The 13317-nt window shown below is 64.2% G+C and carries 12 protein-coding genes; 11 read left to right on the top strand and 1 reads right to left on the bottom strand.

Features of this window, described 5'->3' with window-relative positions; all coding sequences use genetic code 11:
• From AC1D00_RS07425 to AC1D00_RS07405, 5 genes are all read left to right on the top strand, one after another.
• Positions 1-668 (top strand): branched-chain amino acid ABC transporter permease (locus tag AC1D00_RS07425; RefSeq protein ID WP_477010211.1); only part of this gene is annotated, 668 nt, incomplete at its 5' end.
• A gap of 8 nt (positions 669-676) precedes the next feature.
• Positions 677-1705, top strand: coding sequence for a branched-chain amino acid ABC transporter permease (locus AC1D00_RS07420; RefSeq protein ID WP_477010210.1), 1029 nt, complete (start codon positions 677-679; stop codon positions 1703-1705).
• Positions 1702-2457 (top strand): ABC transporter ATP-binding protein, encoded by a 756-nt coding sequence (locus tag AC1D00_RS07415; protein WP_027545101.1) that lies wholly within the window; start codon positions 1702-1704, stop codon positions 2455-2457. The genes AC1D00_RS07420 and AC1D00_RS07415 overlap by 4 nt, the downstream gene beginning before the upstream one ends.
• The gene (locus AC1D00_RS07410) at positions 2450-3166 is read left to right on the top strand and encodes an ABC transporter ATP-binding protein (protein WP_135174680.1); all 717 of its coding nucleotides are present in this window, start codon (positions 2450-2452) and stop codon (positions 3164-3166) included. Before AC1D00_RS07415 ends, AC1D00_RS07410 begins: the two co-directional genes overlap by 8 nt.
• Before the next feature lie 72 nt (positions 3167-3238).
• The gene (locus AC1D00_RS07405; RefSeq protein WP_477010209.1) at positions 3239-4357 is read left to right on the top strand and encodes a cobalamin-independent methionine synthase II family protein; all 1119 of its coding nucleotides are present in this window, start codon (positions 3239-3241) and stop codon (positions 4355-4357) included.
• Between the two features lie 104 nt (positions 4358-4461).
• Here the strand turns inward: AC1D00_RS07405 and AC1D00_RS07400 are convergent, their stop codons facing one another.
• Positions 4462-6180: a caspase family protein gene (locus tag AC1D00_RS07400; protein ID WP_477010208.1), complete on the bottom strand. Its 1719-nt coding sequence runs from the start codon at positions 6178-6180 to the stop codon at positions 4462-4464.
• 166 nt (positions 6181-6346) lie between these two features.
• On the opposite strand from AC1D00_RS07400, the gene AC1D00_RS07395 reads away from it, so the two are divergent.
• From AC1D00_RS07395 to AC1D00_RS07370, 6 genes are all read left to right on the top strand, one after another.
• Positions 6347-7702: a hypothetical protein gene (locus AC1D00_RS07395; protein WP_404559152.1), complete on the top strand. Its 1356-nt coding sequence runs from the start codon at positions 6347-6349 to the stop codon at positions 7700-7702.
• A 63-nt stretch (positions 7703-7765) separates the two neighbouring features.
• Entirely contained in the window at positions 7766-8962 is a 1197-nt protein-coding gene (gene metK / locus AC1D00_RS07390) for a methionine adenosyltransferase (RefSeq protein ID WP_135174678.1), read from the top strand.
• A 123-nt stretch (positions 8963-9085) separates the two neighbouring features.
• Entirely contained in the window at positions 9086-10507 is a 1422-nt protein-coding gene (ahcY, locus tag AC1D00_RS07385) for an adenosylhomocysteinase (RefSeq protein WP_027545108.1), read from the top strand.
• A gap of 164 nt (positions 10508-10671) precedes the next feature.
• Complete coding sequence (locus AC1D00_RS07380) at positions 10672-11091, top strand: nuclear transport factor 2 family protein (protein ID WP_404558035.1); 420 nt, start codon at positions 10672-10674, stop codon at positions 11089-11091.
• A gap of 50 nt (positions 11092-11141) precedes the next feature.
• Positions 11142-12608, top strand: a complete 1467-nt coding sequence (locus AC1D00_RS07375) for a flavin-containing monooxygenase (protein ID WP_477010207.1) — start codon at positions 11142-11144, stop codon at positions 12606-12608.
• Positions 12609-12705: 97 nt separating this feature from the next.
• A partial coding sequence (locus tag AC1D00_RS07370) for a nucleotide-binding protein (protein ID WP_477010206.1) occupies positions 12706-13317 on the top strand: 612 nt, incomplete at its 3' end.

Genomic DNA, 13317 nt, shown 5'->3' with positions numbered 1-13317 from the left:
CTTTCGTCTCGTCGGCAGCGATCGGCATTGCGCTCGAGCGTACGCTCTACCGCCATCTCTATACGCGCAGCCATCTCGACCAGGTGCTGTTCACGATCGGCCTGACCTTCATGTCGGTCGCCGCCGTCGACTACATCCAGGGCTCGTCGCGGGTCTTCATCAACCTGCCGGCGGCGCTCCAGGGCCAGTTCGACCTGTTCGGCGTCGGCATCGGCCGCTACCGGCTGATGATCATCGTGATCTGCGGCCTGCTCACCATCGCGCTCCAGATGGTGCTGGCCAAGACGCGTTTCGGCAGCCGGCTGCGCGCCGCCGTTGACGATCCGCGCGCCGCCAGCGGCCTCGGCATCAACGTGCCGCAGGTGTTCGCTTTCACCTTTGCTTTTGGTTGCGGGCTCGCCGGCCTCGGTGGCGCGCTCAGCGCCGAGATCCTCGGCCTCGACCCGTATTTCCCGCTGAAGTTCATGATCTACTTCCTAATCGTGGTCACCGTCGGCGGCTCGTCCTCGATCACCGGCCCGTTCCTGGCCTCGCTCCTGCTCGGCATCGGCGACGTCGCCGGCAAGTATTACGTGCCGAAGATGGGCCCCTTCGTGATCTACACCATGATGATCGTGATCCTGATCTGGCGCCCGAACGGCCTGTTCGGCCGCACGGCCGCGCGTTGAGTTCGCCGATGAGCGCTTCTTCCGACGTCGGTTATCATGCCCAGCGCCAGGCGCGCTGGCACTATGGCGAAGTCGCCTTCTGGCTGATCGTGCTGGCCTGCGGCTTTGCATTTCCCACGCGCTATCTGATCATGACCGACATCCTGCGGCTGGCGCTGTTTGCGATGTCGCTCGATCTCATCCTCGGCTATGCCGGCATTGTCTCGCTCGGCCACGCCGCCTTCTTCGGCGTCGGGGCCTATGCCGCGGGGCTTCTTGCGTTGCATGGGATTATCAACGAGCCGGTGCTCGCGCTGATCGTGGCGGGCCTTGCCGCGATGGTGCTAGGCTTTGCCACCAGCTTCCTCGTGATACGCGGCGTCGACCTGACCCGGTTGATGGTGACGCTCGGCATCGCGCTGCTGCTGGAAGCGCTCGCCGAGCGCTTCTCGAACATCACCGGCGGCACCGACGGCCTGCAGGGCATCGAGATGCAGCCGATCTTCGGCGAGATCCCGTTCGACATGTTCGGCAAGGCCGGCTTCTTCTATTCGCTGGCCGTGCTGTTCGTGTTGTTCCTGTTCGCCCGCCGCGTCGTGCATTCGCCGTTCGGCCTGTCGCTGCGTGCGATCAAGAACAATCCGCTGCGGGCGGCCGCGATCGGCATCCCCGTCAACCGCCGCCTGATCGCGATCTATACGCTGGCGGCGTTCTATGCCGGCATCGCCGGCGCGCTGTTCACCCAGACCACCGCGATCGCCTCGCTCGACGTGTTCGCCTTCGAGCGCTCTGCCGACCTGATGCTGGTGCTCGTGATCGGCGGCACCGGCTATCTCTATGGCGGGCTGATCGGCGCGGTGGTGTTCCGCCTGCTCCAGGAATTGTTCTCCACCATCACCCCGCAATACTGGCAGTTCTGGATCGGCCTCGTGCTGGTCGTGATCGTGCTGGTCGGCCGCCAGCGCCTGCATCGCTGGGTACTGTACTTGCCGAACCTCATCATCAAGCAGATTGCCGGTCGCAAGGCGGTCGTCGCCGTGCCGGAGAGCGACGCATGACCATCGCGCTCGAAACCCAGAACCTCGAAAAGCAGTTCGGCGGCCTGCGCGTCACCCGCGATCTCTCGCTCAGAATCGAGCAGGGCGCCCGCCACGCGCTGATCGGCCCGAACGGCGCCGGCAAGACCACTGTCATCAACCAGCTCACCGGCGTGCTGAAGCCGAATTCCGGGCGCATCCTGCTGGAAGGCCAGGACATCACGGACCTGCCCGTGCACAAGCGCGTGCTGCGCGGCCTGTCGCGTACGTTCCAGATCAACCAGCTCTATCCCGACCTGACCCCGCTCGAAACCATCGGCCTTGCCGTCTCCGAGCGCCTCGGCCATGGCGGCGACTGGTGGCGGCGGATGGGCACGCGCAGCGACGTCAACGGCGAGATCGCCGATCTGCTCGCACGCTTCCATCTGCTCGACGTCATGAACGAACAGACCGTGACGTTGCCCTACGGCAAGCAGCGCCTGCTCGAGATCGCGGTCGCGATCGCGGCCAAGCCGCGCGTGCTGCTGCTCGACGAGCCCGCCGCCGGCGTGCCCGAGAGCGAGCGCCACGACATTCTCGCCGTCGTAGGTAGCCTGCCGCGCGACGTCACGGTGCTGCTGATCGAGCACGACATGGATCTTGTGTTCTCCTTCGCCGACCGGATTTCGGTTCTGGTCTCCGGTGCGCTGCTCACTGAAGGTCCGCCCGAACAGGTCGCGCGCGATCCGCAGGTCAAGGCGGTCTATCTCGGCGAGGAGGCGGTCAATGTCTGACCTGCTCGCAATCGACGCACTTCGCGCCGGCTATGGCGAGGCGGTGGTGCTGCCCAACATGTCCCTGCGCCTCGCCGAAGGGCAGGTGCTGGCGCTGCTCGGACGCAACGGCACCGGCAAGACCACGCTGATCAATTCCATCGTCGGCGTAACCCGCCGCTTCTCCGGCACCGTCGCGCTCGCCGGCACGGATGTCACCACGCTCCGTCCCGACCAGCGGGCGCGCGCCGGCATCGGCTGGGTGCCGCAGGAGCGCAACATCTTTCGCTCGCTCACGGTCGAGGAGAACATGACCGCGGTGGCCCAGCCCGGTCCCTGGACGGTCGAGAGGGTCTACGAGATGTTTCCGCGGCTGAAGGAGCGGCGGAGCAATTTTGGCAACCAGCTCTCCGGCGGCGAGCAGCAGATGCTGGCGATCGGCCGCGCGCTGACCCTCAACCCGAAGGTCCTGCTGCTGGACGAGCCGACCGAGGGCCTCGCCCCCATCATCGTCGAAGAGCTCCTGAAGGCGATCGGCACCATCACCCGCGCCGGCGGCATCTGCTCCATCATCGTCGAGCAGAATGCACAAAAGATTCTGGGGCTCGCCGACCGCGTTGTGATATTGGAACGCGGAACGATCGTCCACGACGCCCCGAGCGCTGCGCTGAAGGCCGACCCCGCGGTCCTGGAGCGCCACCTCGGAGTCGCAGGGGCGGTGGCCCACTAATCTTCGCCTCTCCCCGCAGGTGTGGAGAGAGAGTACAACGAGCGCCGACTGAAATTACGGGAGAGACAAGAAATGCAGCGAACCAAAGCCCCCTTCCGCGCCGACGAGGTCGGCAGCCTCCTCCGCCCCGCCAAGATCAAGGAAGCCCGCAGCCGGCTCGAGAAGGGCGAGATCTCGGCTGACGATCTGCGCAAGATCGAGGACATGGAGATCGAGAAGGTCGTGCACAAGCAGGCCTCGGTCGGGCTGAAGCTCGCGACGGACGGCGAATTCCGCCGCTCCTGGTGGCATTTCGACTTCCTGGCCAAGCTCACCGGCTGCGAAATGTTCCACCCGGACACCGGCATCCAGTTCGCGGGTGTCGAGACGCGGCATGATGCGGTCCGCGTGATTGGCAAGCTCGATTTCCCCGACGACCATCCGATGCTGGATCATTTCCGCTTCCTGAAGAAGTGCGCCGACCAGGCCCACGTCACCGCCAAGATGACGATTCCCTCGCCGGCGGTGCTGCATTTCCGCGGCGGCCGCAAGGCAATCTCCAAGAACGTCTATCCCGATCTCGAGGCCTTCTACGAGGACCTCGGCAAGACCTATCGCAAGGCCGTGAAGGCGTTTTACGATGCCGGCTGCCGCTATCTCCAGTTCGACGACACCGTGTGGGCCTATCTCTGCTCGCCGGACGAACTGCAGAAGGCGCGCGAGCGCGGCGACAATCCGGACGGCCTCCAGCAGATCTACGCGCGCATCATCAACTACGCGCTGGCCGAGAAGCCCGCCGACATGGTGGTGACGACGCATGTCTGCCGCGGCAATTTCCGCTCGACCTGGATCTCCTCAGGCGGCTACGAGCCGGTGGCCGAGACCATGCTCGCCGGCACCAATTACGACGGCTACTTCCTCGAATACGACAGCGACCGCGCCGGCGGCTTCGAGCCGCTGCGCTTCCTGCCCAAGGGCAACAAGGTCGTCGTGGTCGGCGTCATCACCTCGAAGTTCGGTGAGCTCGAGAAGAAGGATGACATCAAGCGCCGTCTGGAAGAAGCCGCCAAATTCGCGCCGCTGGAGCAGCTCGCGCTGTCTCCGCAATGCGGCTTTGCTTCGACCGAGGAAGGCAACATCCTCTCCGAAGAGGAGCAGTGGGCGAAGCTGAGCCTCGCGGTCGAGATCGCGAAGGAAGTGTGGGGCAACTGACGCGTAGCGTCATCCCGGGGCGCGCGTAGCGCGAACCCGGGATCTCGAGATCCCGGGTCTGGTGCTTGCGCACCATCCCGGGATGACGACGCGCAAGCGCATCGTCATTTCTCCGCCAGATAAACCTCACCCAGCAGCGACGAGTTCGACCACGGCACCTGCTTGGTCTTCGTGGTCGAGACCACTTCTGCCCGCACCCGCGTCAGCATCTGCTGCACCTCCAGCCCGGGCGTGCCGATATGGCGGGAGAGGGCGGCGGAAAACGGGGAGTTGGCGCCTTCGCCGTCGAGCGCGACCTGGCCCGGCGCGGTGGCGAAGGCGATCAGCGTGCCGGCGCCCAGCGTCGCGCCGGTGCCGAGGCTCGTTGGAGCCGCGAGGCCCGAGGCGCCCTCGATGCCGCGACTGCTGCCTGCGGAAGCTACCTGCTGTGCCATCGGATTGTTGCGGCAGGCATCGAAGATCAAGATGTTGGTGCGGACCTGGTCGTCGAGGCCGGCCATGATCGTATCCATGTCGATCATCGCCTCCGTCATGCCCGTGCCCGGCTTGAGCTCGACGTCGACGGGAATGAGATAGTTGCGGCCGTCCACCTGCACGCCGTGGCCGGCATAGTAGACCACGGCAACTTGCGCCCGCGCCGCATCGCGCAGGAAGTCGCGCGTCATCTTCTGCATCGCGGCGCGGTCGAGGTCGACGCCCTCCGACACCGTGAAGCCGATGTTGCGCAGGCTCTTGGCGACCGCGCGGGCATCGTTTGGTGGATTGGGCAGCGCCTTCACATGCGCATAGGCGCCGTTGCCGATGATCAGCGCCATGCGCGTGCCGCGCACGACCGGAGCAGGCGAGGGCGCAGGTGCCGCGCCGGTCTGCTGCGGGGCAGGGGCTGCTGTCGGCTGCGTTGTGGGCGAGGGCGCATCGCGCGGGATCGGCACGGCTGCATCGCTCACCAGCGACAGCCGCACTCTTGCGGTCGCCTGATTGGCCTTGCTRCCGGCGTCCGAGGCCACGATCGCCAGCGTCGCCTTGTAGTCGTCGCGCGCGTGGGCGTAGTCGCCTTTCCCTTCATAGGCCAGCGCGCGATGGGTGTAGCCCGAGATCAGCACACTGTTCGGCGGCGTCATGATGTTGGCCGGCGGCTTTTCCCTGGCGAGCCGGATCGCCTCGCTGCCATCGGCGATGGCGCGATCGAGGTCGCCCTTGGCGCGCCAGATCGAGGTGCGGTTGATCAGCGGCTGCGGCAGCGTCGGGTCGAGCCGGATCGCCTGGTTGATGTCGGCGAGCGCGCCGTCGAGATCGCCGAGTGCTTCTTTCGAGATGCCGCGGTTCTGGAACGAGAACGCCGATCTCGGATCTGAACTGATCGACATGTCGTAGTCGGCGATCGCCTTGGCATAGTCGTGCTTGCCCCGCCAGGCGTTGCCGCGGTTGTGGAAGATGATGCCGCTGGGCGGGCCGAGCTTCAGCGCGTCGTCGAAATCGGCGATCGCGATGTCGTAGTCGCCCTTGTCGTAATAGGCCGATCCCCTGAGGTTAAAGACCGCCTGACTCGGCCGGAGCCGGATCGCCTCCGTGGTGTCAGTGATGACCTTGGCGTAGTCGCCCTTCTTGTTCCAGCCCACGGCGCGCCAGAAATAGACGGGCGCAAGCTGCTCGCCCTTGAAGACCTTCAGCGCGATGATCTTGGTGCAGGCGTCGACCATCTGGTCCGGTGGCGTGGTCTCGGTGGTGCAGAGCGGCCCGAGCTGGTTGCGCGGCTGCGCCAGGGCGGACGTCGACCACAGCACGGCGGTGAGCAGGCAGAGCGCGACGAGCAGGCGGCGCATGGCGGTCGTCCCGTGAGAGGAGAGGCGCTTGTTTGTTGCCCGGCGGTGCGTCGGGGTTCACGCTCCCGTTATTGGATGTGGGGTAAAGTAGGCGAGGGTATTCCCTCGGTGGGCAGACTTTGCTAATAGGCAGGACCCAACAACGCTGCCCACCATCTTCCCACTTATGAAAAACGACGAAATCCTGAGCCAGATCACCGAGTTCTGCCGCAAGGCGGACATGGCGGAATCGACGTTTGGCCGGCGCGCCGTGAACGATGGGAAGCTGGTGCATCGCCTGCGCGAGGGAAAGCGCATCACCATCGACACGTTGGAGCGGATCCAGGCCTACATGGCGGCGTCGATGGCCGGCGGCGTGCCGCCGCCACGGGGGCTTCAGGTGCCCCCGGAAAAGCGCGATCCGCGCGGCAATTTCCGTTTCTTCGAGAACCGGCAGAAGTATCTGCTGTTCGTCCACACCTGTAGCGAAAAGCGGGTGATCGCGGACCGGGTTGCGCTGGAACTGGCCGCGATCCATCCGCGCCCGCCGGCGCTGCGCGTGTTCGACGCCGGTGTCGGCGACGGCACGGTGCTCGCGCGGGTGCTGCGCGCAACACACCAGCGCTATCCGCATATGCCGTTCTATGTCGCCGGCAAGGAGCTCAGTCTCGAGGATTTGCGCCTGACGCTGGAGAAGGTGCCGGATCGCATTTTCGAGCATCCTGCGTCGGTGTTCGTCTTCACCAACATGTTCTACTCGGAGGCGCCCTGGCTCACGCCGGCATCGCCCGCGGCGGCGGCCGCCACCGTCTGGCACGAGGTTCCGCTGCGGGGCGCCTCGTCGGGAGAATTCGAGCAGCAGATCGCTGAGCTGCGGCCGTTCCTGGAGCAGAACTGGCGCGCCGCGATCAGCCCACGCACGGCCATGCCGCTCTACGAGCGGCCCGTCGTCCTGGTGCTCTATCGCGAGGACCATCGGTTCCTGCTGGATTCGACCATTCCGCGGCCGGGCCAGACCGAGGCCAATTTCGACCTCGTTATTGCATCCCAGCCATACCGCGCGCTGTCTTCGGTCAATTTCCGGGCAAAGCGGATCATTGCGCCTCTGGCGCGGGCATTGCGGCCGGGCGGGCGCCTGATCGGTATTCACTCTCATGGTCACGATCCCGGCATGGAAATGATCCAGGCAATCTGGCCCGGAGAAAATCCTTTCGCGGTCAGCCGTCATGAGCTATTGCGCGCAGTCAAGTATGAGCTCGGATCGTTGGGCCGCGACCTAAATTTTAATGCTTATGCGGACAACCGCTCGATCTTCAGGTATGATATGGAAGCGCTGCCCAACGAGGTGACGGGTACCATCGGAACCTCGACAGCCTTTGCAGCGTGGAATGCGGCGGTGTATGTCGCTCAAATCGAGGACGACCGGTTGACAGAAATGACTCAAAACGGCCGCACTCTGGATGCCGCCAGGGACGTGCTGAGAAAGTACAACGGGCTCTGGTTTCTTGACGAATCCTACGTCATCTCGCGCCGGCGTGATTGACATAATCCAAAGGTAAACATCGCAAACGAACCGCTATCCAGTGGCGGAACAAGGGGTTTCTTGATGCGCGCGTCCTATCTCTTCACCAGCGAGTCCGTGTCCGAAGGCCATCCGGACAAGGTCTGCGACCGGATCTCCGATGAGATCGTCGATCTGTTCTACCGCGAGGGGCCGAAAGCCGGCATCGACCCGTGGCAAATCCGCGCCGCCTGCGAAACGCTCGCGACCACCAACAAGGTCGTGATCGCCGGCGAGACCCGCGGCCCGAAGTCCGTCACCAACGAGCAGATCGAGGGCGTCGTGCGCGCCGCGATCAAGGACATCGGCTACGAGCAGGAAGGCTTCCACTGGAAGACCGCTGATATCGAGATCCTCCTGCATCCGCAGTCGGCCGACATCGCCCAGGGCGTCGATGCGCTTCAGCCGGGCGAGGTCAAGGAAGAAGGCGCGGGCGACCAGGGCATCATGTTCGGTTACGCCACCAACGAGACTCCCGACTTGATGCCGGCGCCGATCTTCTACGCCCACAAGATCCTGCGCCTCATCTCCGAGGCGCGCCACTCCGGCCGCGAGAAGGTGCTGGGCCCGGATTCCAAGAGCCAGGTCACCGTGCAGTACGAGAACGGCAAGCCGGTCGGCGTGCGCGAGATCGTGGTCTCCCACCAGCATCTGGTGCCGGACCTCACCTCGAACCAGGTGCGCGACATCGTCGAGCCCTATGTGCGCGAGGCGCTGCCGAAGGACTGGATCACGCCGAAGACCATCTGGCACATCAACCCGACCGGCAAGTTCTACATCGGCGGCCCCGACGGCGACTCCGGCCTGACTGGCCGCAAGATCATCGTCGACACCTACGGTGGCGCGGCCCCGCATGGCGGTGGTGCGTTCTCCGGCAAGGATCCGACCAAGGTCGACCGTTCCGCGGCCTACGCCGCGCGCTATGTCGCCAAGAACATCGTTGCCGCCGGTCTCGCCGACCGCTGCACGCTGCAGCTCGCCTACGCCATCGGCGTGGCGCGGCCGCTGTCGATCTACATCGACACCCACGGCACCGGTAAGGTGCCAGAGGATCAGCTCGAGAAGGCGGCGGCGCAGGCGATGGATCTGACGCCCCGCGGCATCCGCAGCCATCTCGACCTCAACCGCCCGATCTACGCGCGCACCTCGGCCTATGGCCATTTCGGCCGCACGCCCGACAACGAGGGCGGCTTCTCCTGGGAGAAGACCGATCTCGTCGAGCCGCTCAAGCGCGCGCTCTAGTTCACTAGCGTCATTCCGGGGCGCCGCAACAGCGGCGAACCCGGAATCTCGATCCTCCGGATTCCGGGTTCGCTCGTTTCGCGAGCGCCCCGGAATGACGAGCCAAACAAACAGGAACCCCCTATGAACGCGAAGCCCGGCTTCACCGATTACATCGTCAAGGACATTTCGCTCGCCGATTTCGGCCGCAAGGAACTCTCGCTGGCCGAGACCGAAATGCCCGGCCTGATGGCCACCCGCGAGGAGTATGGCCCGAAGCAGCCGCTGAAGGGCGCGCGCATCGCCGGCTCGCTGCACATGACGATCCAGACCGGCGTGCTGATCGAGACGCTGGCAGCCCTCGGCGCCGACATTCGCTGGGTCTCCTGCAACATCTATTCGACGCAGGATCACGCTGCCGCCGCGATCGCGGCAGCCGGCATTCCCGTCTTCGCGGTCAAGGGCGAGACGCTGGCCGAATACTGGGACTACACCGCAAAACTGTTCGACTGGCACGGCGGCGGTCACCCGAACATGATCCTCGATGACGGCGGCGACGCCACCATGTACGTCCATCTCGGTCTGCGTGCCGAGAACGGCGACACCGCCTTCCTCGACAAGCCCGGCTCCGAGGAAGAGGAAGTCTTCTTCGCGCTTCTGAAGAAGCAGCTCAAGGAAAAGCCGAAGGGCTACTTCGCCGAGATCGCCAAGAGCATCAAGGGCGTTTCCGAAGAGACCACCACGGGCGTGCATCGTCTCTATGACATGCAGAAGGCCGGCACGCTGCTGTGGCCGGCGATCAACGTCAACGACAGCGTCACCAAGTCGAAGTTCGACAACCTCTATGGCTGCCGTGAATCGCTGGTCGACGGCATCCGCCGCGGCACCGACGTGATGATGTCGGGCAAGGTCGCGATGGTCGCGGGCTTCGGCGACGTCGGCAAGGGCTCGGCCGCCTCGCTGCGCCAGGCCGGCTGCCGCGTCATGGTCTCCGAAGTCGATCCGATCTGCGCGCTCCAGGCCGCGATGGAAGGCTACGAGGTCGTGACGATGGAAGACGCCGCGCCGCGCGCCGACATCTTCGTCACCGCGACCGGCAACAAGGACATCATCACCATCGAGCACATGCGCGCGATGAAGGATCGCGCCATCGTCTGCAACATCGGCCACTTCGACAACGAGATCCAGATCGCGGGTCTGCGTAACCTGAAGTGGACCAACATCAAGCCGCAGGTCGACGAGATCGAATTCCCCGACAAACACCGCATCATCATGCTGTCGGAGGGCCGCCTCGTGAACCTCGGCAACGCGATGGGCCATCCGTCCTTCGTGATGTCGGCGTCCTTCACCAACCAGACGCTGGCGCAGATCGAGCTGTTCGCCAACAACAAGGACGGCAAGTACAAGAAGGAAGTCTACGTGCTGCCGAAGACGCTCGACGAGAAGGTCGCGCGCCTCCACCTCGCCAAGATCGGCGTCAAGCTCACCGAGCTGCGCAAGGACCAAGCCGACTATATCGGCGTGAAGCAGGAAGGTCCGTACAAGAGCGACCACTACCGCTACTGAGAATTTATCAAGCTGCGACACGAAAGCCCCGGAGCGATCCGGGGCTTTTTTTGTCGCCATTCTCTGTGGTACGCTCGGAGGTAGAGCCAAAACAAGCCTGCCACTTTCGAAGCGGGCGGCCGCTTTTCCCAGTTCATTTTCAGAAAGCATWTGGAGGGAATGCGATGTCCAGCGAAGCCAACGTTCAGCTGTTGAAGGAAGCCTATCGCCAGTGGAACGACAGCAGGGGAGCCAGCGTCGACTATTGGTTCGACAAGGTCATCGGCCCGCAGATCAAGTTCGATTCGATTCCGCGGGGAGCCGAGCCGGTGCCTTTTGCCAAGCGCTATGACGACCGTACCGAGCTGCGCGGCTATTTCGACGGCCTGCTGGCCGACTGGAGCATGCAGTACTACACGATGAACGAGTACGTCGCGCAGGGCGATACCGTCGTCGCACTCGGCGAATGCGCGTGGACCAACAAGAAGACCAAAAAGGTCGCGAAGACGCCGAAGGTGGATTTCTGGCGCTTCAAGGACGGCAAGGCAGTCGAATTCCACGAGTATTTCGACACCGCCTGTGTCTACGGCGCGACCATCCCCTGACGGTTGCAATTCGGCGCGGCGCCGCCCATCCTGTGCGGCGGGAGAACGCCATGATCGAAGCCAAAGAACATTTCGACGTCCTGATCGTCGGTGCCGGCCTGTCCGGCATCGGCGCGGGCTATCATCTTCAAAGCAGGTGCCCGGGCAAGAGCTACGTCATCCTGGAGGGCCGCGACTGCATCGGCGGCACCTGGGATTTGTTCCGCTATCCTGGCATCCGTTCCGACAGCGACATGTTCACGCTCGGCTATTCGTTCAAGCCGTGGACCGATCCGAAGGCAATCGCCGACGGGCCGCAGATCCTGAACTATGTGCGCGAGACAGCTAGCGAGAACGGCATCGAGAAGCACGTCCGCTTTCGCCATCGCGTCAAGCGTGCGGCGTGGTCGACGCCGGACGCGCGCTGGACCGTCGAGGCGGAGCGCATGACGGGCGAGGGCGCGACCGAGCTGGTGCGCTTCACCTGCAATTTCCTGTTCATGTGCTCGGGCTATTACAAATACGAAGCGGGCTATACGCCGGAGTTCAAGGGCACGGCGGATTTCGCGGGCCGCATCGTGCATCCGCAGAAATGGACCGAGGACATCGACTATGCGGGCAAGCGCATCGTCGTGATCGGCTCGGGCGCAACCGCGGTGACGCTGGTGCCGGAACTCGCCAAGAAGGCGGCGCAGGTCACCATGCTCCAGCGCTCGCCGACCTATGTTGTGTCGCGCCCGGCGCAGGATCCCCTCGCCAACAAATTGCGCCGCAACCTGCCGGCGCGGCTTGCCTATCATCTGATCCGCTGGCGCAACGTGATGTGGGGAATGTTCTTCTTCCAGCTCAGCCGGCGCAGGCCTGCGAAGGTGAAGGACCTCATCCTCAGGGGTGTGCAGATGGCGCTCGGGCCCGACTACGACGTCGCCACCCATTTCACGCCGCGCTACAATCCCTGGGACCAGCGGCTGTGCCTTGTGCCGGATGGCGACCTGTTCAAGGCGATCCGCGAGCAGCGCGCTTCCGTCGTCACGAGCGAGATCGACAATTTTACCCGCGATGGCATCCGCCTGAAGGACGGCCGAGAGCTTGCGGCCGATATCATCGTCACCGCAACGGGGTTGGTGCTCCAGGTCGTCGGCGGCCTCGAGGTCAGCGTCGACGGCCGCGCCGTCGATTTCGCCAATACGCTGACCTACAAGGGCATGATGTATGCCGACGTGCCGAACATGGCGTCCGCCTTCGGCTACACCAACGCGTCCTGGACGCTGAAATGCGATCTCACCTGCGAATATGTCTGTCGGCTCATCAACTACATGGACCGGCACAATTTCCGCCAGTGCATGCCGCACAATGAGGATCCTGAAATCACCGCGCAGCCCTCGCTCGATTTCACCTCGGGCTACGTGCAGCGCTCGGTCGCGAAGATGCCCAAGCAAGGGTCGAAGCAGCCGTGGCGGCTGTACCAGAACTACGCCCTCGACATCGTCTCCTTGCGCTTCGGCAGGATCGACGACGGCGTGATGCAATATTCCTGATCTTGCTACGTAAATTACCGGGAGAGGCTCGCGATCGCTTGAGACGAATCGCGACTTAGGGTAGATTTGTTGCGTTGCAAGAAAATTATTTCCGGCGATGTCCGGGTTCCACGTTGTTGCCGTCCTCTGGAGAACGCGGAACATGTATGTCCTTGCCCTGGTCACGCAAAAAGGCGGAAGCGGCAAGAGTACGCTGTCCGTTGGACTAGCAGTGGCAGCCATGCAGCGCGGAGAGCGCGTGGCTCTCATCGAGGCGGACGCGCAGGGTACGATCTCGAGATGGAAAGGGCGCCGTGAGAAGCCCTATCCCCGCGTCGATTGCGTTACCGATCCCACCGAAATCGAGCCGGTGATATCCCGCCTCAAGGCCGAGGGGGTCTGGCTCGCAATCATCGACACAGCCGCCACGAACAATGCCTTGGCGACCCGCGCCATTGCCTGTGCCGATCTTTGTCTCATCCCGGCTCGTCCGAGCCCGGCCGATATCGAAGCCGCAATACCTACGCTGATCGCGACCCGCAGGCTCGATCGCCGGTTTGCCTTCATCCTCAATCAGACCCCCACACGGGGAGGCCGGCTGAGCGAAGCTGCCACGTCGCTCAACTCGCTCGGCGTGCTTGCGCTTCCCTGCATTGGGCAGCGCAACGACCACCAGGATGCGCTCGGGGCAGGGCTTGGCGTGACCGAGTTCGCGCCGGAGGGAAAAGCC

Source organism: Bradyrhizobium sp. P2_E8, from assembly GCF_056403875.1.
The sequence above is the reverse complement of the archived record's forward strand: the minus strand, read 5'-3'. Positions and strand labels throughout refer to the sequence as shown.